This window comes from Streptomyces katrae, assembly GCF_000717655.1.
Classification (GTDB): Bacteria; Actinomycetota; Actinomycetes; order Streptomycetales; family Streptomycetaceae; genus Streptomyces; species Streptomyces katrae_B.
Genome location: NZ_JNZY01000005.1, coordinates 180036 through 199646, shown reverse-complemented (window position 1 = coordinate 199646; position 19611 = coordinate 180036). Strand labels below are relative to the sequence as shown.

Sequence of the window (19611 nt, the reverse complement as noted above, 5' to 3'; positions counted from 1 at the left end):
CCGGCTGACGCGCCGGCGACCTGAAGCGGACCGCGCACGAGCGCTCCCGGGAGTCCGACGTCGACAGGGGGGGCGCGAGGGGCTCCACCACATCGCCGACGTCATCCGCAAGGAGTTCGTTCGTATCCGCCGGGCAACCGCAGGCCCCGTACGAGCCGCGCCCCGCCGTGCGGCCGACGGCCTCCGGCCCGATCGGACCCGCTCCGACCTGCGCCGATGTCGGCCGATCGTGCCGCGCACTTCCGTCGCTGAGCGGGGCAGCGGCATGGCGGCCTACGCTGGAGACGGCGGCCGTCCGCGGTGAGCGGCCCGGGCGGCCGCCCCGGTGGCTGCGGGCACGTACCCCTCCTTGAATCCCGCGCCCGCGGCGCCGGCCCGGCGGCCGGGGGAGCCGTCGCGGTGGGAGAGTGGATGCCATGTGCGGTCGATATGCCTCCAGCCGGGCCCCCGAAGACCTGGCCGGCCTGTTCGAGGCCCGCTGGGATCCCCGGGAGACGCTGGCGCCGAGCTGGAACGTGGCCCCCACCGACGAGGTCTGGGCGGTCATCGAGCGCCCCGACCGGGGGACCGGGGAGGTGCAGCGCCGGCTGCGCACCCTGCGGTGGGGCCTGGTCCCTTCCTGGGCGAAGGACCCGAACGGCGGCGCCCGGATGATCAACGCGCGGGTCGAGACGGTGCACGAGAAGCCGGCCTACCGCCGCGCCTTCACCCGGCGCCGGTGCCTGCTGCCTGCGGACGGCTTCTACGAGTGGCAGTCCGTGGCCGCCACGGCCACGGCGAAGGCGTACAAGCAGCCGTACTTCATCGCCCCGGAGGACGCCGAGGTCATGGCCATGGCCGGGCTGTACGAGTTCTGGCGCGATCCGGCCGTGACCGACGAGGACGATCCGGCCGCCTGGCTCGTCACCGCCACGATCATCACCACCGAGGCCGCCGATGCGGCCGGCCGGATCCACCCACGCATGCCCCTGGCCGTGTCCCCAGAGGACCAGGACACCTGGCTGGATCCCGCCTACCAGGACGTCCACGGCCTGCGGGCACTCCTCCACACCCCCGCCGACGGTCGCCTCGACGTACGGGCGGTCTCCACGGCGGTCAACAGCGTCAGCAACAACGGCCCGGAGCTGCTGGAGGCTCCTGCCTAGGAGGCCCGGCTGCGCCGGGCCGCCGGGCCGCCGTCAGGGCCGAGGGCCGCCATCAGCCGGGGGAAGGAGAAGACCAGCTGCGTTCCCAGTACGGTCAGGCGTGGACGCCCCGGTACGCGCACACGGCGGCCGGAATGCCGAGCGGGACGAGCCCGCACCCGCACTTGCTGGTTCATGCAGTGGTCCAGTCGGTGTGGTCGCCCGGCCCGCCGTGCAGCAGCCGCAGGACGGGCCACGTCCGGTGGTCTTCGACCAGGCCGGAGGCAGCAGCAGCCGCACCCCTGACCGGCGCCTCGGTCTCGGGCGAGGTGACGGTGAGGTCGAGCGTCCGCGCGTCGATCCGCTGCTCTTGGACCACGCGGGCCGGATCGTCCGCTGCGCGGGCAGCACCGCCTCCGGGGCCGGCTCCCGCCGCCGCTCCCACCCCCGCCGCCGGAAGCAGCAGGACCAGCCCCGTCAGTACCGCGACGGCGTGACGCCTGATCCGACGCACCAGAACCTTCCCTCCGCCTGCTGATCAACGAGGCGCGGACCTGGGGTTCCGGGCGCCGAGCCGATCACACCGCGGCCCCTGCGCTCGCCGGGCCCCCTACGGTCAGGGCGTGCGGAGCGCGGCCCGGATGCGCAGGCAGGCGCAGCGGGCGGCTGCCCGGAGTGAGCGACCCGAGCACGCGCGGTCCGGCGGCTCCGGTGCACCCCGGGGCATTGCCCGGGAGGCCGTGGAGACTGAGGTACCCGAGCACCGCGAACGCATACGCCTCCTTCGCCTCCGCGGGCAGCCCCAGCTCCTGTGACGCGCGTACCGCGGCGCCGCCCGCCAGTTCGTCGCGGAGCATCGCCATCAGCGTCGGGTTGCGTACCCCTCCCCCCGACACGAAGACCTCGGTGGCTGCGAGAGGGCGCAGCGCATCGGCCACCGTACGGGCGGTCAGGCGCGTCAGCGTGGCGACGAGGTCCTGCGGCGGGAGCTCGCCGCACCCCGCGAGCCGCGCCCGGAGGTAGCCCGCGTGGAAAAGCTCCTTGCCCGTCGTCCGGGGAGCCGGCATCCGGTAGTAGGGCTCCCCGGACAGCAACCGGTCGAGCAGCCCCTCGTGGACGCGCCCGGAGGCGGCGAGCACGCCGCCCTCGTCGTAGGCGAGCCGCCCGGCGGTCAGTTCCCGGACCGCTGCGTCGATCAGGGCGTTGCCCGGGCCGGTGTCGAACGCCACGGGATCGGCGCCCGCCGGCAGCACGGTGACGTTGGCGATCCCCCCGATGTTCAGGGCCGCGGGCACGCCGGGGCGCCCGCGCAGGAGCATCAGGTCGATCAGGCTGACCAGCGGAGCCCCCTGCCCGCCCGCCGCCACGTCCCGCGTCCGGAAGCCGGAGACGACGGGGCAGCCGCTGCGCTCCGCGATCCAGGCCGGTTCGCCGAGCTGCAGCGTGCCGTGCACCCGGCCGTCCTCGGCCCAGTGGTACACCGTCTGCCCGTGCGAGGCGACCAACTCGGCGCGTCCTGCGCACAGTTCCCGGTCGGCGCGGGCGGCGACGGCCGCGAAGGCCTGGCCGATCCGGGTGTCGAGGCGGCAGACCTCGGCCAGGGTGGTCGCCGCGGGCGGCAGGGCGGCGGCGAGGGCCTCCCGTACGTCGGCCGCGTACGGCTCGCTGACCATGCCGAGCGGCACGAGGTGCAATGTGCCGTCCTCGGGGGACAGTTCGAGGTCGGCGGCAGCGGCGTCGACGGCGTCGTACGAGGTCCCCGACATCAGCCCGATCACCCTCATCGCAGCGGCTCCCGGTGGGCGCGCCCGCGCAGGGCCAGCAGCGCGGGACAACTGAGGGCGCAGGCGCCGGCGGCGTAGTAAGCGGGCACGGCGGGGTCTCCCGTCCGTGCGATCAGGGCCGTGATGACGAGTCCGGCGCAGCCGGAGAACACCGCGTTGGCCAGGGAGTAGGCCAGGCCGAGCCCCGTACAGCGGACCCGGCGCGGGAACATCTCGGCGAGCATCGCCGGTCCGGGCCCGGCCAGCAGGCCGACCAGCGCACCCGCGAGCAACACGGCCCCGGCTCTCGCCCATGGTGATGAGCCGGGGGACTGGAGCAGGTGGACGAGGGGGAGGGCGAGCACCACGACTCCGACGGCCCCGCACAGCATCACCGGGCGCCGGCCGATCCGGTCGCTGAGGGCCCCGGCGGGCAGGATCGACGCCGCGAACCCGGCATTGGCGAGGGCGGTGGCGAGCAGGGCCTCGCGGAGGGAGGCACCGAGCGTCGCCTGGAGATAGGACGGCAGGACGACGAGGAAGGTGTAGCCGGCCGCCGACCAGCCCATGATCCGCCCGATGCCGAGCACGACGGCCCGCGCGAGCTCCCGGGCGCCGACCGGAGTGCCCCGGCCGTCTCCCGTGGGAGCCCCGGGAGGCTCCTCCAGCGCCGTACGCAGCCACAGCGCCACCGCGCCCAGCGGCAGGGCCAGCAGGAACGGGATCCGCCAGCCCCACGCGTACAGGGCCTCGGCGGGCAGTGCTGTCGCCAGGGCGGCGGCCGTACCGGCCCCGGTGAGCAGGCCGAGCGCTACGGTGAACGACTGCCACGCCCCGTAGAGGCCGCGGCGGCCGGCGGGCGCGTACTCGGTCATGAGGGAGACGGCCCCGCCGAACTCGCCGCCCGCGGAGAGCCCTTGCAGTACCCGCAGGAGCGTGAGGAGCCACGGGGCGGCGCCCCCGATGGCGGCGCGGGTCGGAAGGAGGCCGATCATCGCCGTGGCGAGGGTCATGAGGCCGACGACCACGATGAGGGTGGGCCGCCGCCCGAGGCCGTCACCGAGTCGCCCGAACAGGACGGCGCCGACGGGCCGGAAGAAGAACGCGAGTGCGAACGAGGCGTACGTGGCGACCAGCGCCTCGGCGCCGCTGCTCCCCTCATGCCGGAAGAAGTTCGCGGCGATGACGGTGGCCAGGCAGCCGTAGACGCCGAACTCGTACCACTCGACGAGATTGCCGACCGAACCGGCGAGCAGCGCCCGACGGGAGGTGGTGGTGCGGCGGGCGGCCGCGGGGCGCAGCTCGAGAGGTCTCACCCGTGCTCCGTGCCCCCTCGCTGTGACAGCGACGCCTCCGCAGGATCCGTTTCAGCAGTTCGGCGGCCCCCGACCGGCCTCGACGGGGACCAGGTCCTCGCCGGACAGCAGGGGTTCGAGGAGGGCTTCGCCGTGGGCCTGGGTCTGGGCCGGCTGCGCCGTTGCGGCGGGGACTCACCACCCGTGGCGCTCCGTTGTCGCGTCCCGGACCCTCCTCCTCACCGTGGTGCCGAGCCATTCGGCGCCGACGAGCAGTTCGGCCGAGCGGAGTGCCGTGCTCGCGTTCCGTTGGCCCATCAGGATGCACAGGGTGTACGTGGTGTCGTCGAGCTCCTTGCGCACGGCGGGGTCGTGCGGCGCGGCCAGAGCGCGGCGGCGCAGGCCGCGGTACCGCTTCAGCAACTCGCCGATGGCCTGCGGGTCGGGGAGCAGCCGCGTGTACGTTTCGGTCGCGAGCGGCGCGACGGCGGACCTGGCCCCGTCCATCGCGGCCTGCAGGGCCGCGCCCAGGGCGGCCGGCAGCGCGCGGCAGCCTCCCAGGGCGAGCACGGCCTCGGCCGTCTCGAGCAGGGCGGCTCCGGCGGCCCGCGCCGTGTCCGCCAGGATCTGGCGCGCGGTGTCGCAGCCGCACGGCACCACCGCCATCAGTACGGTCACGGCCTGCTCCGTGGCGGCGTGCTCGGGTGATGTCTCGCTCATCCGCGTGTTTCCTCCCGCTGCTGGGTCGGCTTGCGCCGGCTGTGCGCGTGGTTGCCCGGGATGGGGCACGGCCTCGTACGCCGATGGGTTCGGATCCCTCCGGGGAGAGTGCGCCGCCCGGCCGGCCGGCCCCAGGGGCCACGGCCGGACCGGGTTTCGCTCGCCCCTCGCGCTCCGGGGACCCGCCCCCGCCGACCGGCGTGGGCGGCGCCGTAGGCTGGCGGCAGGCAGCCCCTGCCGACTCCTCCCGGAAGGACGTACGTGATGAGTGCGAAGGCCCGCAAGCTGTTCGAGGCGCTCGATCTCAACCATGACGGCACCCTGACCCGCCTGGAAGTGATCACCGCCCTGCGGGCGAAGGGCCCGACCCTGGCCGCCAACGGCGACCTGCCGTTCTGGGGCCTGGGTGATGTCGATGCCTCGTCCGCGCTCTTCGACGCCGCCGACAAGAACGGCGACAACGTGCTGACGTTCGAGGAGTTCGCCCAGGAGGTCGACCGCCGCTTCGGCTGGTAGCCCCTGCGAGCCGGCGATGGCGGCTACGCCGTCTGCCCCTCGGCGTCCCGGCCCGGGCCGGACGCTTCGGCGGCGGCGAGCGTCGCGGCCCGCCGGTTGAGGACGACGGTGGCCGCGGCCGCGCTGAGCGTGAAGGCCATCACCACCGTGGCCGGCCGGTCCAGCCGGTGCCGGGTGACGTGGTCGAGCGAGAAGCAACCGGGCCCGGAAAGGCCGAGGCAGGCCGCTACGAAGCCGAGGAAGGCCGGGTACTCCAAGCCGCCGCCCTGGGCGAAGAACCCGGCCGGCGCGTGCACCGCGGCGGCGCCGGCCATGGCGCCCGCCGCGGCGGCGCCGGCCGCCGGGGTCGCAAGGCCCAGGGCGAGCAGCGCGCCACCGCCGGCCTCGCCGAGTCCGGCTGCGATCGCGCTCTCCCGTCCCGGGACGAATCCCATGTGCTCCATGCCCCGGGCCGTGCCTTCGATACCGGCTCCGCCGAACCAGCCGAAGAGCTTCTGTGCCCCGTGGGCGATCAGCACACCGCCTGCCCCCAGGCGCAGGGCGAGCAGTCCGAGATCCTTGCGATGGGTGAGCGGCATGAGGACAGACCTTTCCTTGGGCGCGGTCGCCACGACCTGGTACGTGCGGGCTGGTGCGTGTCACCAGGTCTCAAGCTTCACGTGAGCACACCGCGTGCGCATGCGGTGTGCCGCCACCGGCGCGTCCCGGACCCCGTCCGGACGCAGCCGATGTGGGCCACAGATCGCGTTCCGGCCGAGTGAGTACGCCGTGCAGGGCTGCGGTGTCGGGGAGCAGTCGGCGGCACGGGTACGGGCAGCGTCGTCCCGGCTGCCGGGAGCGGCGCCGAACGGTGCCGGATCAGCTGTCGTCCATCACCGCATCGCAGGAAGGGCACACCAGGCTCGCCTCCTGCGGCGGGTACCACGGGGAGTCCGGCTGCTCGGACGGGGTCCAGCGGGCCGGTGCCATCGCGAAGGTGTCCTTGCCGCAGACCGTGCGCGGGCCCGGCTCGTTGGCCGTCCCGGGCGCGGCAGGCGCTGCATGCACCTGGCGGACGGGTGCCTCGGTGCCCTGGGCCCGCCCCTTGCCGGCGCGGGTCGGCGCCGGAGTGCCGAACTCGTGCACCACGATGATCCCGCTCATACCTCGACGGTAGGCGACCGTCCGGGAACCCGCCCCCTCGGGGCGGAGCGGACTCCGTCCGGGTGTGCGGCCCGCTTCGGGACGGGGCCAACCGAGCGTAAGGCATACAAAAGGTTAGGCATTTCATTGCTTTCAGGCGATTCACCCCATATGTTCCCCACGGATTCGAGCCTGGTTCCTCGGACGGCCGGGCCACTGTGACCACTCCCACCGGAGGTCTGTATGCCTTGCCGTAAGTCACTCACCCTGCTGACCGCAGCCGCGCTGCTCTCCTTCGGAGTCCCTGCAGCGGCCTCCGACGCGCCCGGGGCCACCTGCTTCGGCCGCGCGGCGACGTTGACGGGGGCGGGCACGATCGCCGGGACGGCGGGCGACGACGTCATCATCGGGTCGGCGGGTGTGGACACCATCGACGGGCTCGGCGGGGACGACCTGATCTGCGGCCTGGGCGGGAACGACACGATCGCCGGAGGCCTGGGCAACGACCAGCTGGACGGCGGCGAAGGCGCGGACCTCCTGCGCGGCGACCTGATCGCCACCGGAGCCCCCGTCGACGGCGGGGGCAATGACGTCCTCTTCGGCGGGCCGGGTGACGACCGCATGGGCGGGGACAGCATGGCCTTCGGCTCCAGCGCGTCCGGCGGGGGCGACGACGTCCTGTTCGGCGAGGAGGGGAACGACGCCCTCATCGGCGACAGCCGCGGCGGCATCAACGCAACGGGTGGCGGCAGGGACGTCATCGACGGCGGGCCCGGTGACGACAGCATCACCGGCGACTCCTCGGCCGAGGCCAGCGCCGCCGGCCACGGCGCCGACGTACTCATGGGCGGGCCCGGCGTCGACGCCATCATCGGCGACAGCAACTCGGGTCACGCCGCGCACGGGAAGGGCGAGAACGGCGTGGCCGCGAAGCCTGCCCGCCCGGGCCGCCAGAACCGCCCGAGCTCGTCGGCGAAGCCTGCTCAGAGCGCGCCGGCAGTGCTCTCCCCGGCGGACGAGGCGGCGAGCGGCAATGACGTCATGGACGGGGGTGACGACGTGAAGGACACCTGCGACGGCAAGGACGGAAGCGACGTCGCCGTCCGCTGCGAGACCATGACCAACGTCCCGTAACCGGACGGCCGCGGCCGTCGGGTCACCCGGGCGCGGAGGGCCGCGGCGTCCCCGGACGCTGCGGTCAGCGGATGCCGTACCGCGCGGCGATGCCGTCGATGACGATCTGCAGACCCTCTTCGAAGTGCTCGTCGTACTCCTGGAAGAGATGTGCACCGGCGGCCGCAGTGAGCGGGTAGTCGGCCATGCGCTCGCTGCGCTCCGCCACGTCGTAGCCTTCCCGGCGCTCGCCCGGGACGGGGTGGACGCCCTGTTCCTCGATCACGAACCCCAGCGTGTACGAGAAGGCGGTCGTCATCGCCCGTACGGCCTGCGGCAGTTCGAACCCCTGCGCCAGCAGGTCCCGCAGATAGGCCTCGGACTGTTCCGCGTGCTCGGTTCCGGTGAAGCGTGACCCGGTGAACACGCGGGCTCCGTCGCGATAGGCGAGCAGGGCGCGGCGCAGACCGCGATTGGCGGCCAGCATCCGCTCGCGCCAGGGCGTCGAGGGGCCGTCCGCCCCCCGTTGCGCCGGGCTCGCGGCCATGCGCCGGAACATCTCGGTGGCCATCTCGTCGATCAGCTCTTGCTTGTTCTTGAAGTGCCAGTAGAGCGCCGGCGCCTTCACGTCCAGCTCCTGCGCGATGGCGCGGAGCGTGAGCTTGTCGAGCCCGCTCTCGTTGAGCAGCCGCAGTGCGGTCTCGGCGACGGTCAGGCGGCTGAGCGGCGGGACCCGAGGCGGCGTCTGCTGCGGCTTGGCGTTCATCGTCTGCTGTCTCCCGGGTGCACTCGTTCGAGGGTTGACAGCTTAACAACGTTAAGGGCACTCTTGCGATATCAGGCTCCTTAACGCTGTTAAGGAGAGGTCCTGCTACGCGAACGGGGCGACCGATGACGCAGCACGAGAACGAGCACGAGAACGAGCGGAAGAACGAAAAGGAGCAGCGGCACGAGGACATCGCGGCCCTGGGGGACCGGATGAGCGATGTCCTGATCGTGGGCGCCGGCCCCACCGGCCTGGTCCTGGCCTGTGACCTCGCCCGGCGCGGCGTGCGCGCGCTGGTCGTCGAGCGGTCGCCGGAACTGTTTCCCGGTTCCCGGGGCAAGGGCATCCAGCCGCGGACCCTGGAGGTTTTCCACGATCTCGGCGTCCTCGAGGAGGTCACGAGGTGGGGCGGCCGAGCCCCGATCGGCATGACGTGGCAGGGCGGCACCCGCGCCGGCGAGTACCGCATGTTCGACGACGTCGAGTCCACCGAGGACGCGCCCTATACGGGGCCCTGGATCCTGCCCCAGTGGCGTACCCAGCGGATCCTGCTCGACCGGCTCCGCGAACTGGGCGGTGACGTCGTGTTCGGGGTCGAGCTGACCGGGCTCGTCCAGGACGCCGAGGCCGTCACGGCCACGCTCATACCGACGGGAGGCGGGAGTCCGGTGACCGTCCGCGCGGGGTACGCCGTCGCTGCCGACGGCGGCCGGTCCACGGTCCGCCGGCTCGTCGGCATCAAGATGACCGGCGAGCGCGTCGACCCCGCCCCGATGCTCGTGGCCGATGTGGTCATCCCGACGCTCGACCGGGAGAACTGGCACATCTTCCCGCCCGCCGCGGACGGCACGGGATTCGCGGCCCTGTGTCCCCTGCCGCATTCGCAGGAGTTCCAGTTCGTCGCACAGCCGGCGCCGGCCGGCAACGAGTTCGCGGCGGAGGACGTGCGCGCGCTGGTGGCCGCATTCACCCACATACGGGCCGAGGAGGTCACGGAGGTCCACTGGGCTTCGGACTTCACGGTGAACGCCGCTCTCGCCGGTCGTTTCCGTGACGGCAGGGTCTTCCTTGCGGGCGATGCAGCCCACATCCACTCGCCGGCGGGTGGCCAAGGGCTCAACACCAGCGTCCAGGACGCCCACAACCTGGGCTGGAAGCTCGCGGCCGTCCTGCGTGACGGAGCCCCCGAGGCGCTGCTGGACACGTACGAGGAGGAGCGCCTGCCCAACGCCGCCGCCATGCTGGGGCTGTCGACCCGCATCCACCGCGGGGAGGAGCGGCGCGGCGCGGCCACCCGGCAACTGGGCCTCGATCAGCGGGACTCGTCGCTCACCCGCGAGACGCGTACCGGTCTGACCGAGGACGTCCTCACCGCGGGAGACCGTGCGCCGGACGGCCGGCGCGACGGGCTGCGGCTCTTCGACCTCTACCGCGGCACCCACTTCACCCTGCTCGCCGTCGACACTCCGCTGCCGGACCGGCTGCCGCCCCTCCCGGGCCTGCGTACCGCGCAGATAGGTCCGTACGAGGTGTACGGACGCGGCCTGTACCTGGTCCGCCCGGACGGATACATAGCCTGGGCCGGCTCCGCCACCGACCCGCTCGATGCCTCGGCCGGTGACCTGCACGCCTGGGCGGCCCAGGTCGCGCAGCCGCACCGGGTCGGGTCACACGGTTAGGGGTCGGGGCGGCCCGCACGGGCTTGGCCCGGCCGGGCCGGGCGCCCATCGCGCTGGACGAGGCGAGACGGGGCACGGCGAGGCGAGACGGGGCACGGGCGCGTCCGGTCACCGTCGGCCTGGAACGCAACCGCGCCGACACCCGTCTACCCGACCGGCAAGGAACAGGACCGGCCGAGGTTGCCGAGCGGCGCCCTCCCACCGTCAGGAGCATGCTGTGCCCCTTGAACGCCGCCCGCGCGCGGCCGCCGTGACCGGCTTCGCCGTGGCCGCCGCCCTGCTCGTGTTCACGGCCTTCGGCATCCACCGGGGCGCGGCGCCCGGCCTGCTGCCGGAGAGCAGTTGGGGATCCTGGCGTCAGGAGGAGATCGACCACTGGTCTGCGGACATCCGGGTCAACCGCTGGACCCACGCTGCCGAAGCCGAGATCCACTGGGGCAAGGCCGAACAGATCAGCCTCCGGGCGTACGGCGATACGGACCGCGACTCCTCCGTCGTGAACGGCGGCATCACCTTCACCCTCACTCCCGAGGGCACGCTCACCGGCAGCCACCCTTGAGGTACCCGCGCGTCGGCTACGGGCGGGCGTAGGGGCGGGTCATGATCTCCATGTTGTGGCCGTCCGGGTCGGCGAAGTACGCGCCGCGGCCGCCGAACAGGCGGTTGATGTGCCCGGGTTCGGTGTGGTGGGGGTCGGCGTAGTAGGTGACACCGACCGCCTCCAGGCGGGCGATCATGCTGTCGAACCGTTCGTCGGGCACGAGGAACGCGTAGTGCTGCGGCTGGATCGGCTCGTCGGTCATCGCGTAGTAGTCGAGCGTCACGCCGTTGCCGAGGTCGATGGGCAGGAAAGGCCCGAACGGGGCGCCGACCTCCAGCCCCAGGATCACGGCGAGGAACTCGGCCGACAGCTGCCGGTCCCTGGCATGGACGACGGTGTGGTCCAACTGGACGGCGTCCGGGTACTGCTGAGTGTTCTGCATGAGTGGTGTGTCTCCGGTTTCGGGATCCGCTGGAACGGCGCCACACGCGGGCGCCCGGGAACAAAACGCGGAGAAGCGGCGGGCCCCTGGCCCGCCCCGTGCTCACGCCGAGGCCGGGAACCCCACTCGTACATGGCCCAAGGCCGACCCGGCAGTCACAACGCCCACCTTAGTGATCACCGGGGGCCGGGACAACCCGGTTCCTCGCCGCGCTCGCCGACGCGTTCTGGCCGCCGAGCGGACCCACGCGCGCTCCTGCAGGAGAAGGCGGGGTACCGCCCCCAGCCGCAGCGGACCCCACGCCGCGAGTGCCGCCACGGCCGCCGACGGCCCCGTGACGGCAGCGAGCACGTAGGACCACGTGGGCCCCGTCCCGCTGGGCAGCACGATCACGATCAGCCCCAGCACCGCCAGCCGCGCCCGGGTGTCATCCAGCAGCCGCCAGGCGACCGCCGCCAGCGGCACCGTCCCCCACAGCACGTACCAGGGCTGTACGACCGGAGCGGTCACCACCAGTCCCGGCAGCGCCATGCCGGTGGCGTACTCGGGACCCGTACGCGGGGCACGCCACGCACAGCCCGCCGCCGCGCGGTCAGTGGGGATGCTGCTGGGTGTGTGCGGTGGCCCCAGCCGGTACACGTCCCAGCCCCGGCCTGCCAGTGCGCCCTGCGCGACATAGCTGTACGCGTCGTTGCTGAACAGCAGCGGCCCCGGTACGAGGGGCAGGACCCAGGACCACAGCACGGAGCGCAGCTCTCTGCGGCCGCCGGGCTCCCCGCTGCGCAGCAGCCCGCCCAGCCGCCACCAGGCGATCACGAGCAGCGCCAGCCCGGTGTACGCGGCCGCAGCTCCCAGTACTGTCTGCGCCCGGCTCCGCTGCGCCCACACCCCGTCGGGGACCCCGAAAGGCAGTGCGCCGGCCGACCAGCTCCCGGCCCCCAGCAGCACCGACCCGAGCGTTCCGAGCAGCCGTCAATCCCGGACCGCGACCCCCACCTCCGCCATGGCGGCAGCCCAGGGTGGAGGTGGTCGACGACCGGCCTGCGGAAGGCGTCGGGGAAGTGAACTTCGGGGGTCGCTGCGCCCTCACGCGGGCCGACTCCGCCCACGCGGGCGGTGGCTGCTCCGGGATGCGGTCAGCGGTCTGCGGATCGTACCGAGGGACCGAGACGGACGGGCAGGGTCCGGTGGCCGTTGCTGATCATGGAGGCGACGGGCACGAGCTCGTCCGCGGGGACCGCCAGTTCGAGGGCCGGGAACCGGTCGAAGAGCGCCTCGAGCGCGGCCACGACCTCGAGCCGGGCCAGCGGGGCGCCGAGGCAGAAGTGGACGCCGTGCCCGAAGGCGAGGTGGTCCTTCGTGACCCTCGTGACGTCGAAGGCATCGGCATCCGGGCCGTGCCAGTCGGGATGCCGGTTGGCGGCGGCGTACGAGGCCAGGATCGCCTCCCCCTTGGCGATGGTCCGTCCGTCGGGCAGGGCTATGTCGGCCACGGCGAAGCGCATCGGCAGGTGCTTGACCGCCGACTCGTGGCGCAGGGTCTCCTCGACGACGTCGCTCCAGCCGCTGCGGCCGGCGCGGACGTGGTCCAGCTGGTCGGGGTGGGTGAGCAGGGCAGTGACCGCCTGGTCGATGACGTTGACGGTCGTCTCGTACCCGGCACTGATCATCAGGAACAGGGTGTCGGCCAGTTCGGCGTCGGAGAGCGCGGAGCCGTCGCCCTCCTCGTCGCGGGCGGCGATGAGGAGCGAGGTCATGTCGTCGCCGGGCACGGCACGCTTGGCGGCGATGAGCTGGCCGAGGATTTCGTAGGCCCGGACCGCGTTCGCGGCAGCCTGCTCGGGGGTGAGGGTCGTGTCGAAAACCCCGTCCACCACGGAACGGAACTCACCGCGCTTCTCGTCGGGGAGGCCCATGAGGCGGCCTATGACCGCGATGGGCAGCGGGTAGGCGAGCCCTTCGCGCAGGTCCGCCACCTCACCGGGCGGGAGGGCGGCGAGCTCGTCCAGGAGGCCGGTGACGATGTCCTCCACGGTGCCGCGGAGTAAGGCGACACGGCGGGCGCTGAACGCAGGAGCCACCATCCGCCGGAGCCGCCTGTGGTCGGCTCCGTACGCGGTGAACATGTTGCTCACGGCGACCCAGATGGCGAGCGGCCACGTCTCTACTGCCTGCTCGAACTCCGGCCAGTGCGCGCGGGCGTCCTTGGACACGTCCGGGCTCGTGAGCAGCTCCTTGAGGAGCGCCGGATCGGTGACGGCCCAGGCCGTCACGCCGAGGACGTCGACGCGGGCCGCGGGCCCCTGGGCGCGCAGCAGCCGGTGCTCGGCGTGCCGGTCGGCGCCGGCCGGATCGAGAACCAGCGGGTCGGTGGAGTGGTTCACGCGGAACTCCTTCAGGAGACGGTCGTGTTGTCGTAACCGAGTGTCCTCCATGCCTCGCACAACGCGTTCGTGGGCAAGGCGTTCCACCGGGCGGCGGGCCGGAGGTCCCCCGGCACGGGCCGTCGCCGGGAGACGTCCGCGAGCCGCCGCGCCGTCAGGTGATCTGCCACCGCTGGTAGCCCGGACCGGAACTCGTCTGCTGCGTGACCAGGGCGCCGTCCGTACCCGATGCGGTGGTCAGCAGGAGCGTGCTCTTCTTGTTGGCCACCGCGTATTCGCCTCCGCCGAGGGCGGTGATCAGCCAGCGCTGGCTGTCGCCCCCGTTGCAGGTGGCCTGGACGACGGCCGCACCGGGTGCGGTGGAGCTGCCCGAGACGTCCGCGCAGAGCCTCGACGAGCCGTTGACCACGGAGTAGGAGCCGTCGGCGTTGAGCGTCAGCTGCCACTGCTGGTTGGGACCGCCGTGTGGTGTCCAGGTGATCAGCTGGGTGCCGGAGGCGCTGGAGCTCGCCGGGTCGTCGAGGGCCTTGCCGGCTGCGCCGAGGGACCGGGTGCCGCTCAACTGGCCTCCGTACACCTCGAACTCGTACAGCGAGTACCCGTACGCGGTGCCGCGTTCGGTCCCGTACACGCGGATGTGGCGGCCGGAGCCGGACAGTCCGGTGAGCTCCTGGACCCCGCCGGCGCCGGTCGTGGTCGCGTACACGGTGCGCCAGGTGGTCGCGTCGTCGGAGAGCTGGATCCGGAAGGCCTTTCCGTACGCCGCCTCCCAGCGCAGCACCACGCGGCTCACGGCCTGGCTGGATCCCAGGTCGACCTGGAGCCACTGCGGGTCGGCGTAGGCGCTGGACCAGCGGGTGCCGGGATCACCGTCGGTGGCCAGCGAGGCCGGGAAGTTGACGGTCTCCGTGCTGGAGGCGGTGGTCGGCCTGTTGCGGGCGAGGTTGCCGGGCTGGGCCAGACCCGGCCAGGCGGGGTTGTGCCCGACCGCGGCCGCGATCGGGGTGAAGGCGGCGTACGTGCTCGCCGGCTTCGGCGAGTCCCAGGTCTGCTGGGCCAGGGCGCGCAGCGGGTACATGATGCCCGCCGCGATCTGGTCCTCCGTCTCGGCGTCCGGGTTGTCGCACCACACGTGGATCAGCGAACCGGGGTTCCTCGAGGGGTCGGTGAGCGTGGCGCCGCCCTCGAAGCGGTCGGGGGTCCAGGTCTCGTACATCCACTTCGTGTCGGGTTTGGCGCCGCCGAGCACGTAATAGGTCGGAGTCCATGACTCGTTGGCGACCGTGTGGCCGGCCGCCGCCAGTTGCTGCGGGGTGAGCCCGTAGCTGTACCAGTACTCGACGAGGATGCCGGCGTTCGGGGTGACGGTTCCGTCCCCGGCCTTGATGCCGTCGTTCCACATCCGGGTGGTCTTGCCGGCCGCCCGGACCAGGCCGTCGGCCCAGTTCACGAACCCGTAGTAGGTGTCCTTGGCAGTGGCGTTCGCCCCGTAGTGGGCGCGGGCATAGCTGAGCAGCTGCGGGTACTTGGCGTAGTCGGTGACGTATTCGTCCGCGCCGATGTGCCAGTACGGGGCCGGGAACAGGGGCAGGTACTCGTTCACCAGGTCCTTGATCAGGGTGTACGAGGCCGGCAGCGAGAGGTCGATGAAATCGGGGCTGGCCGTCCCGGAACCGTTCTTGAGCCTGAGCTCGGGATGGGCCGCCAGGATCGCGTTCATGTGCCCCGGGGTGTCGATCTCGGGAACGATCGTGACGTGGTACTTCTGCCCGAGCGCGACCAGGTCGGCGATGTCCTGCTTGGAATAGTGGGCGGCGGAGACGATCTCCGGGTGCGTGGAGCTCTCGAGACGGAAGCCGAACGTGTCCGACAGGTGGAAGTGGAAGTAGTTGAGCTTGAGGTAGGCCAGCTCCTTGATGTGCTGCTTGACCCAGTCGACGGTGAAGAACTTCCGGCCCTGGTCGATCATGAGCCCGCGCTCCGCCTTGGTGGGCCAGTCCACCGCCGTGCCGGCCGGTACCGAGGGCGACTGGTGCAGGAGCTGGAGCACCGTGCGGGTGCCGTAGAACGCGCCGGTGTCGGTCCCTGCCCGGATCGCGACGGACTGACCGACGGTCAGCCGGTAGCCCTCGGCGGGCAGGCCGGGGTCGCCGAGGCTGAGCGCGATGTCGCCGGGGGCGGCGCTCCCGGTGACGACGCTGACGGGACGCCCGGCCAACGCACCCAGATCCTCGGCGAGTGTGGCGGCCTCGTCGGAGAGCTGGGCGGTGTAGGCGGGGTCGACGGCGATGCGGCTTGCGGCGGTGAAGGCGTACGTACCGGTCCCGGCCGTCCACTGGCGCAGCGCCGGAACCGTCTGTGGCGCCCCGGCGGCAGCCGGCGAGGCCCCGGGGCCGGGTCCGGCGACGGCGACACCGGGTAAGGAAAGTGCGGTCGCCGCGGTCGCGGCGGCGATGAGCAATCTGAGCAGACGCATGGCAAGTCCCCGAGTGGATGGGAGGGAAGGGGAGTTCGAAGGGTCGGCCAAAGTGCAGCCAAAGTGCAGCGCAGTGCCGGATGCATGTCAATACCTGCTCGAAAGCCCGTCCTACCGAGCAGGATCGCGCACGGCAGGGGGAGAGGGCGGCGTGTTACCGTCGCGTCATGTCCAAGGTGGAGATAGACGCGTTGACCGCCGAGTTCTTCGGCGCCTTCGACAACCGGGGCGGCAAGCCCGCCGACGTGGCCCGCATCCGGCGGCTGGTGCTCCCGGCCGGTGTGATCGTCAAGACCGGCCCGGAGCTCACGGTCTACACCGTGGACGAGTTCGTCGAGCCCCGCGAGAAGCTGCTGAACGATGGGCGGCTGGTCGAGTTCTCCGAGTGGGAGACCTCCGAACGGACGGACATCGCAGGCGACATCGCGTCGCGCTTCGGCGCGTACCGCAAGTCCGGGATCCTGGACGGTGAGCCGTTCGAGGGCGGCGGGACCAAGACCATCCAGTTCGTCCGCACCCCGCAGGGCTGGCGGATCGCCGCCTTCTCCTGGTACGACCAGCCCTGACAGGTCAACAGCGGCGATCAGCCGTACGGACCCCGCGCCGGCGTACCGCCGTGACCACGAGCACCAGGAGCACCGCGAGGCCGTACGCCGTGGCGCTCACCGCCTCGCGCGAGCCGGACGCCTGCCCCGTGACGTACACGACGGGGCCCGCGACCGCGATGCCCAGCCACTCCCAGCGTCCGTCCAGCGCCACGAGCGCGACCAGCAGCAGGGCGTACCAGGAATAGCCGGGTGTGAGCAGCGCGAACGCCCACCCCGTCACCAACAGCGCTCCGCTCCAGGGACGTCGGGGATCCCCGCGCCACAGCACGTACCCGCACACGCCCGCCATCGCGGCGATCAGCACCGGCAGCGCCCAGCCGTCCGGCAGCACCAGCCGCAGCAGCGCGTAGCGGGAACCGGCCGAGGCGTCCTCGTACCCTTCCTCCTCCACGTAACCGCCGAGGTAGCCGAGGACGGACCCGCGCGAGAGCAGGACGTACGGCAGGTACGCGAGCGCCGTGAAGGCGGCGGCCGGCAGCAGCACGGCGACCGCATCGCGCACCCGGCGGACGCCCGACAAGGCGCCCGGGAGCACGATCGCCGGCGTCAGTTTCGTGGCGACGGCGGCGCCGAGGACCAGCGCGCCGGCGGCCCGTCGCCCGAGGCGCGGTGCGGCCACGAGCCCGAGACCGGCCACGGCCAGCAGCACCCCCAGGACGTCCACGTGCGCGTTGTTCACCGCCTCGATCGGGACGGCGGGGCACCACGCCCAGTACGCCGCCCGGCGCGGGTCCGTGCCCCGGCGGCGCAGGATCAGCAGCAGCGCGCCGGTCACGCCGAGGGACAGCACCCCGGCCCCGATCTGGAGCGGCTTGTGCCGGGCGCCTGCGGGGGAGAGCCGGTCGACGGTCAGGAAGTACGCCTCCGCCACGGGCGGATAAATGGTGTGCACGGCCGGCCGGTTGATCCGGGTGCAGTGCGGGGCGCCCCCGGTGTCCCCCGTGTCCCCGCCGGTCGGGATCCGGGCCAGGTCCGGGCCGGTGCACGCGGCAGCGCCGGTGGGGAAGAGCCACGGATCGCGCAGCCGGGCCAGCGCGGGGTCCTGCGGAGCGTGGTCGTACGGGGAGATGCCGGCGGACTGGACCCGGCCGTCCCAGGCGTAGCGGTACGAGTCGGTGCTGGTCCGGGGCGCGGCCACCAGCCCCGTCGCCGTCACCGCGACGGCCCCCGCCAGCACCAGCGGCACGACCAGGCCGGCCGGGACCCGGCGCAGCGCGAGCAGGGCGACCGCGAAGAGCGCCCAGCAGGCCGCGTACCTCCAGGACAGTCCGGCGGGGTCGGTGAAGTAACCGTCGCGGCGGATGGTCCGCACGAGGGCGGCGGCGAGGACGGCGAGGGCGGAGAGGCCGAGGGCGGTACGCAGGTTCACAGCCGCAGCGTTCCAGGCAACGGCTGCACATCGGGGTGCGGCGCCGTGCACGTCCGTGTTTCGTAAGGTGTCCGAACCCCCTCCGAGTGCCTTGGCGGGCGTGTCATGGGTCCATGCGCTTCCCACTCCGGCTCCCGCCCGACCCGCCCGTCACCTTCAAGGCACGGCTGCACGACGCCCGTACCGCGACCGCCGTCGGCCGCTGGCTCGGGCTCGCCTTTGCCGTGTGTTTCGTGACCGGTGTGCTCAGCCACTACGTCCAGCACCCGCCGGTCTGGCTCGCCGACCGGCTGCCGAGCCGCCCGTACTGGGGGTACCGGCTCACCCAGGGGCTCCATGTGGTTTCCGGGATCGCGGCGGTCCCGCTGCTGCTGGTGAAGCTGTGGGCGGTGTATCCGCGGCTGTTCGAGTGGCCGCCGCTCACGTCGGTGCGGCACGCGCTCGAGCGCGCCTCCGTGGCGGTGTTGGTGGCGGCCGGCGTGTTCGAACTGTTCAGCGGGCTGCTCAACACGTTCCAGTGGTATCCCTGGCCGTTCTCCTTCGTGCCCGTGCACTTCGCGCTGGCCTGGCTCGTGGTGGGCGCGCTGATGGTGCACGTCGCCGTGAAGTGGCCCGAGATCCGGGCCCATTGGACCCGCCGCTCCGCGGGGACGCTCATGCTGCCCGAGGCCGACGGCCCGGACCGGCGCGCGCTGCTGGTGGGCGTCGCGGCGGCGGTGGGGGCGGTGACGCTGACGACCGCCGGACAGTCCGTGACCGGGCTCGGGAGGCTCGACCTGTTCGGCCCGCGTCATCCCGCGGTCGGACCGCAGGGGCTCCCGGTGAACCGTACGGCCAAGGCGGCGGGGGTCACCGCGGCATCCGTACTGGACTGGCGGCTGACCGTCGCCGGCCCGCGCCCGTACACCCTCACCCTCGACGAACTGCACGCGATGCCGCAGTACGAGGTGACGCTGCCCATTGCGTGCGTCGAGGGCTGGAGCAAGAACGCCCGGTGGACCGGGGTACGCGTACGTGACCTGCTGGACCGCGCCGGAGGCGGCCCGGGCGCCCGCGCGCGCGTGGAGTCGCTGGAGGTGGCCGGGGCGTACCGGGTGACGGAGATGGGCCGCGAGTACGCCCAGGACCCGCTCACCCTGCTCGCGCTGCGCCTGAACGGCGAGGAGCTCTCCCCGGACCACGGCTACCCGGCGCGGATCATCGCCCCCAACCGGCCCGGCGTGCTCCAGACCAAGTGGGTCGGCCGACTGGAGGTGGCGTGATGGCGTACCGATGCCTGGTGGCGGCCCTCGGGCTGGCCTTGATGGGCCTGGGCGGCGCCCTGCTGATCCAGCAGCCGTCGCCCTGGCGGATCGCGCTGTGGCTCGCGGCCGCGGTCGTGGTGCACGACGGGCTGATCGCGCCCCTCGTGGTCGCGGTCGCCGTGCTCACGGGCGCGTTCGGCCTGCGCTTGCGCGGGGTCCCGCGCGCGGCCCTGATCGTCGCGGGCTCGCTGACGGCGATCGCCCTGCCGCCGCTCCTGCGGCCGGGCGGCGCGGCCAACCCGACGGTGGTACCGCTGGACTACCTGCGCAATTGGCTGCTGACGATGGCGGCCATCGCCGGGGCCGCGGGCCTGTGGGCCGGGACGCGCGCGGCGTTGCGCGGGGCGCGCCGAAAGCCCTGAGCGACAGGACGTACGAAGGCGGCTGAC

At 73.0% G+C, this 19611-nt stretch carries 20 protein-coding genes; 8 read left to right on the top strand and 12 right to left on the bottom strand.

Features of this window, described 5'->3' with window-relative positions; all coding sequences use genetic code 11:
* Window positions 1–416 precede the first annotated feature (416 nt).
* Complete coding sequence (locus tag IF09_RS0108605) at window positions 417–1145, top strand: SOS response-associated peptidase (RefSeq protein WP_030293618.1); 729 nt, start codon at window positions 417–419, stop codon at window positions 1143–1145.
* A 172-nt stretch (window positions 1146–1317) separates the two neighbouring features.
* Here the strand turns inward: IF09_RS0108605 and IF09_RS0108600 are convergent, their stop codons facing one another.
* The 4 genes from IF09_RS0108600 to IF09_RS46845 form a co-directional block, all read right to left on the bottom strand.
* Window positions 1318–1638, bottom strand: coding sequence for a hypothetical protein (locus IF09_RS0108600; RefSeq protein ID WP_030293614.1), 321 nt, complete (start codon window positions 1636–1638; stop codon window positions 1318–1320).
* A gap of 64 nt (window positions 1639–1702) precedes the next feature.
* Window positions 1703–2908 carry an anhydro-N-acetylmuramic acid kinase gene (locus IF09_RS0108595; RefSeq protein ID WP_030293613.1) on the bottom strand — a complete coding sequence of 402 codons (1206 nt, stop codon included), beginning with the start codon at window positions 2906–2908 and terminating at the stop codon, window positions 1703–1705.
* Window positions 2905–4203, bottom strand: coding sequence for an MFS transporter (locus IF09_RS0108590; RefSeq protein ID WP_051832235.1), 1299 nt, complete (start codon window positions 4201–4203; stop codon window positions 2905–2907). Before IF09_RS0108590 ends, IF09_RS0108595 begins: the two co-directional genes overlap by 4 nt.
* Before the next feature lie 174 nt (window positions 4204–4377).
* Window positions 4378–4902 (bottom strand): DUF5133 domain-containing protein, encoded by a 525-nt coding sequence (locus IF09_RS46845; RefSeq protein WP_051832233.1) that lies wholly within the window; start codon window positions 4900–4902, stop codon window positions 4378–4380.
* Window positions 4903–5166: 264 nt separating this feature from the next.
* On the opposite strand from IF09_RS46845, the gene IF09_RS0108580 reads away from it, so the two are divergent.
* The gene (locus IF09_RS0108580; protein WP_030293610.1) at window positions 5167–5418 is read left to right on the top strand and encodes an EF-hand domain-containing protein; all 252 of its coding nucleotides are present in this window, start codon (window positions 5167–5169) and stop codon (window positions 5416–5418) included.
* A gap of 23 nt (window positions 5419–5441) precedes the next feature.
* Here IF09_RS0108580 and IF09_RS0108575 read toward each other — a convergent pair whose 3' ends face one another.
* A complete protein-coding gene (locus IF09_RS0108575) occupies window positions 5442–5996 on the bottom strand; it encodes a DoxX family membrane protein (RefSeq protein ID WP_037634329.1) in 555 nt (184 codons plus the stop codon).
* A gap of 280 nt (window positions 5997–6276) precedes the next feature.
* Window positions 6277–6561 (bottom strand): hypothetical protein, encoded by a 285-nt coding sequence (locus IF09_RS0108570; RefSeq protein ID WP_030293607.1) that lies wholly within the window; start codon window positions 6559–6561, stop codon window positions 6277–6279.
* A gap of 222 nt (window positions 6562–6783) precedes the next feature.
* On the opposite strand from IF09_RS0108570, the gene IF09_RS47880 reads away from it, so the two are divergent.
* Window positions 6784–7674 carry a calcium-binding protein gene (locus IF09_RS47880; RefSeq protein ID WP_030293605.1) on the top strand — a complete coding sequence of 297 codons (891 nt, stop codon included), beginning with the start codon at window positions 6784–6786 and terminating at the stop codon, window positions 7672–7674.
* A gap of 64 nt (window positions 7675–7738) precedes the next feature.
* On the opposite strand, the gene IF09_RS0108560 is transcribed toward IF09_RS47880, so the two are convergent.
* Complete coding sequence (locus tag IF09_RS0108560) at window positions 7739–8419, bottom strand: TetR/AcrR family transcriptional regulator (protein WP_051832232.1); 681 nt, start codon at window positions 8417–8419, stop codon at window positions 7739–7741.
* A gap of 125 nt (window positions 8420–8544) precedes the next feature.
* Between IF09_RS0108560 and IF09_RS0108555 the strand changes: the two genes are divergently transcribed.
* Together IF09_RS0108555 and IF09_RS0108550 are read left to right on the top strand one after the other, a co-directional pair.
* The gene (locus tag IF09_RS0108555) at window positions 8545–10098 is read left to right on the top strand and encodes an FAD-dependent monooxygenase (RefSeq protein ID WP_106975012.1); all 1554 of its coding nucleotides are present in this window, start codon (window positions 8545–8547) and stop codon (window positions 10096–10098) included.
* A 217-nt stretch (window positions 10099–10315) separates the two neighbouring features.
* Window positions 10316–10657, top strand: a complete 342-nt coding sequence (locus IF09_RS0108550; RefSeq protein ID WP_030293598.1) for a hypothetical protein — start codon at window positions 10316–10318, stop codon at window positions 10655–10657.
* A gap of 16 nt (window positions 10658–10673) precedes the next feature.
* On the opposite strand, the gene IF09_RS0108545 is transcribed toward IF09_RS0108550, so the two are convergent.
* The 4 genes from IF09_RS0108545 to IF09_RS0108530 form a co-directional block, all read right to left on the bottom strand.
* Window positions 10674–11081 (bottom strand): VOC family protein, encoded by a 408-nt coding sequence (locus tag IF09_RS0108545; protein WP_030293596.1) that lies wholly within the window; start codon window positions 11079–11081, stop codon window positions 10674–10676.
* 102 nt (window positions 11082–11183) lie between these two features.
* Window positions 11184–12050, bottom strand: a complete 867-nt coding sequence (gene mptB, locus IF09_RS41650) for a polyprenol phosphomannose-dependent alpha 1,6 mannosyltransferase MptB (RefSeq protein WP_267882140.1) — start codon at window positions 12048–12050, stop codon at window positions 11184–11186.
* A gap of 167 nt (window positions 12051–12217) precedes the next feature.
* Window positions 12218–13465, bottom strand: a complete 1248-nt coding sequence (locus tag IF09_RS0108535; RefSeq protein WP_030293592.1) for a cytochrome P450 family protein — start codon at window positions 13463–13465, stop codon at window positions 12218–12220.
* Window positions 13466–13619: 154 nt separating this feature from the next.
* Entirely contained in the window at window positions 13620–15941 is a 2322-nt protein-coding gene (locus tag IF09_RS0108530) for a family 20 glycosylhydrolase (protein WP_051832230.1), read from the bottom strand.
* Between the two features lie 167 nt (window positions 15942–16108).
* Here IF09_RS0108530 and IF09_RS0108525 point away from each other — a divergent pair, with 167 nt between their 5' ends.
* The gene (locus IF09_RS0108525) at window positions 16109–16507 is read left to right on the top strand and encodes a DUF4440 domain-containing protein (RefSeq protein WP_030293589.1); all 399 of its coding nucleotides are present in this window, start codon (window positions 16109–16111) and stop codon (window positions 16505–16507) included.
* Window positions 16508–16511: 4 nt separating this feature from the next.
* Here the strand turns inward: IF09_RS0108525 and IF09_RS0108520 are convergent, their stop codons facing one another.
* Window positions 16512–17918: a glycosyltransferase 87 family protein gene (locus tag IF09_RS0108520; protein WP_078613127.1), complete on the bottom strand. Its 1407-nt coding sequence runs from the start codon at window positions 17916–17918 to the stop codon at window positions 16512–16514.
* A 113-nt stretch (window positions 17919–18031) separates the two neighbouring features.
* On the opposite strand from IF09_RS0108520, the gene IF09_RS0108515 reads away from it, so the two are divergent.
* A complete protein-coding gene (locus IF09_RS0108515; RefSeq protein ID WP_030293582.1) occupies window positions 18032–19180 on the top strand; it encodes a molybdopterin-dependent oxidoreductase in 1149 nt (382 codons plus the stop codon).
* Window positions 19180–19584: a hypothetical protein gene (locus tag IF09_RS0108510; protein ID WP_030293580.1), complete on the top strand. Its 405-nt coding sequence runs from the start codon at window positions 19180–19182 to the stop codon at window positions 19582–19584. Before IF09_RS0108515 ends, IF09_RS0108510 begins: the two co-directional genes overlap by 1 nt.
* The last annotated feature ends 27 nt before the right edge of the window (window positions 19585–19611 follow it).